This window comes from Pseudotabrizicola sp., assembly GCF_030656345.1.
Lineage (GTDB): Bacteria > Pseudomonadota > Alphaproteobacteria > Rhodobacterales > Rhodobacteraceae > Pseudotabrizicola.
Genome location: NZ_JAUSNR010000008.1, coordinates 1 through 2,644, shown reverse-complemented (window position 1 = coordinate 2,644; position 2,644 = coordinate 1). Strand labels below are relative to the sequence as shown.

Below are 2,644 nucleotides of genomic sequence, written 5' to 3'. Positions count from 1 at the left end.
TGCCTTCTCCGCTTGTGCTGGGAGAAGGCGGGCTTGTACGAAGTTGGCAAGAAATAGGAACGTATACTTCACATGGGCAGCAGTCGCAGACTGACCGATCAGGAGCGCCGTCAGATCGTTCGGGAACGGGCGAAAGGCGTCTCGGTTGGTGCGATCAGCGCGGCGCTGAAGGTTTCGCCCAAGACCGTCTACAACGTCCTCGGCCGGGGCCGTTCCGCCGTCTCTGCCAACGACAGCCGCACTCGCGTGCTGACCATGCGGGTCACCGACCGCGACCTTCGTGGCTTCGATGCTGCTCTCGCGCGGCGCCGGATTGCCCATCGGTCAGACGCTATGCGCTGCCTGATGCTGGCTGCCGATGACATCCTGCGCCCGGATGAGGGCATGACGGATGAGTTGAGAGGGTTGAGCGCGGCGCTGAACCGTGTCGGCAACAACGTCAACCAGGTCGCGCGCCGCCTGAACGAGGCGAAGCTTAATGGCGAGCGGCTGCCCTATACGCCCGCCAGCCATGCCGAGATCCGCGATCTTGCCTTGCTGGTCTTCGACATGGCGGACCAGATCCAGGAGATGTTCCGCGCGCGCCGCCGTGTGCTGGACCTCGAGGTGACCAAGGCCCTCGCCGGTCTGGCGCGGCCAGATTCGCAGCAAGAGGCGGGGTATGGCGCGGAGTGAGGCGCGCGGTGTGGGGCCCGCCCTCTTCGATCGCGACTGGAGCCGGGTCTCGGGCAGCTGGCAGGGGCTGGCGAAGAATGCTCAGATGGTCCGGGCCGCGCGGGGCTATTCCCCTGCTATCTTCAAGCCCATCTCCAAGGGTGGGTGCCATACCGGCGCCCAGTTGAAGGCCCAGCTGACCTACCTCACCACCAAGTCGAGTCACATCCTCGACAGCCGTGGCACCCATGATGGCAAGAAGACCCTGTCAGAGGCCGAGATCGACCGGGTCGTGCGGCGCTTCGAGAAGCAGTGGGGCGAACGGCATAGTCCGAAGCTTGGTCATACCTCGCATCTCCTGATGGCGTTTCCCGTAGGATCCGGCGGCGAAGAGGTTCGCGCGATCACCGAGGCGGTGTGCGAGCGGTTCTTTCAAGGTGAGGGGTCGCAATTCGACTATATTGCTGCAATACACCAAGATCGCGCGCATCCACATGCGCATATCGTTCTGAACCGCCGCAGCAAGGATGGCGAAATGTTCTTTCTCGGAAAGGATCACCACTTCAACTACGACGCCTTCCGGGTGGCGATGGTCGAGGCGGCGCAGGTCCACGGGATCCGGCTCGAGGCGACACGGCGTCTTGACAGGGGGGTCACGACCTACCGTTCAGAGATCGACGAGGTCTACAAAGCCCGCGATGAGGGTCGGTCACCGGTCGAGCGCCAGCGCACGGGGGCTGATCTCGCCGCAGCCCTGGAGACGGTGGCGCACAACGCGCTGACCTATCGGGGTCTGGCCGCTGAGGCGTCGCGGTCGAACTTCAATGACGTGGCCGAGGCGCTCGAGCGGGCCAGCACCATCCTTGCCAATGGCGGTCAGGTCCAATCTGACGGAGCCATCTACATGTCCCAAGACGAAACAGCCTTCGACACGCTGATCACCGAGTTTTCTCAGAACATCCGTCAGATCGAAGCGGCGATCGACCGGGCGCCCGCGGCCGAGCGGCCAGAGATCGAGCGCAAGCTCACCGATGTGCTGGCTTCCGTAGCGCATCTCAATCCGCTGGGGGACCGCTCGGCCGCGCTGCTTGATGCGCCCTCCCCAGACGGTATCTATGCGCGCGCCAATATGCGCGAAGACCAGATGATGCGTCTCGACGACGGGGATGTGAAGGCAAGCCTCACGGAGGCACTGCAGGGCACGGGCATCGATCCCGAGGCGGTTGCCGCCCGCATGCGTGAGGGTGCCGGCAATGCAGCCCTCGAACGGCAGTGGCTTGCGCAGGATCTGCGCGCCATCGCCACGGCGGGCGACCTCGATCTGGAGAAGGGCGAGGATCGCGAGGAAGCGCTGGACCGGCTGGAAGCCGTTCACGTCCGCCTGGGCGATACTCTGACCGATGCCCGCATCTTGCGGGCGGTCGACGATGTCGATGAGGCGGAGGATGCCGAGGTCTCGCTCGGCGAACGTCTGACGCCACTGGGCCGCGATCTCGACGACGCGGGACCGGACGCCTTCGCCCCGTCCGAGCGGCAGGACTTCCAGCAGCTGGTCGCCCAATTCCGACGGACAGATTTCACCTACCCGTTCTCAGACGACCCTTCCGTGCGCAGGGCCGGTGCTGTCGAAGTGGAAGAAGCCCGCGCCGCCTTCAACGCCTATGCACAGCGGTCGCCTGATCATGCCGAATTGGCCTCGATGGCATGGGACAAAATCACCGACAGCCGCAAGCCACAGGAGTTCGCCGTCGAGGAGAAGGATCGCAGGCTCCACGCGGGTGATATGGACTTGGCTCTGCGCGATCCGACGCAACATCTCGGTCCGATCACCGAAGATGACCGCACCCTTGCGCGCTACCGCGCGGAAATGCCCGATGAAGAATTCGGGACGGCGGTGCAGGAGGAAATCAACCGCCTCCGCGCCATGGGTGCATCGCGCGCCTATATCAGCGAGCGGAGTTTCGACATCGAGGATCAAGCGCGACAGGAC

The 2,644-nt window shown here is 64.3% G+C and carries 2 protein-coding genes; both read left to right on the top strand.

Features of this window, described 5'->3' with window-relative positions; genetic code table 11:
• Nucleotides 1-72: 72 nt before the first annotated feature.
• Nucleotides 73-675: a helix-turn-helix domain-containing protein gene (locus Q7J44_RS03635; RefSeq protein WP_304877073.1), complete on the top strand. Its 603-nt coding sequence runs from the start codon at nucleotides 73-75 to the stop codon at nucleotides 673-675.
• Nucleotides 662-2,644 (top strand): relaxase/mobilization nuclease domain-containing protein (locus Q7J44_RS03630; RefSeq protein ID WP_304877071.1); only part of this gene is annotated, 1,983 nt, incomplete at its 3' end. The genes Q7J44_RS03635 and Q7J44_RS03630, both read left to right, overlap by 14 nt.

Excerpts from the sequence above, each read along its gene's own strand:
- Q7J44_RS03635 (WP_304877073.1), top strand. The coding sequence starts at position 73 with ATGGGCAGCAGTCGCAGACTGACCGATCAGGAGCGCCGTCAGATCGTT.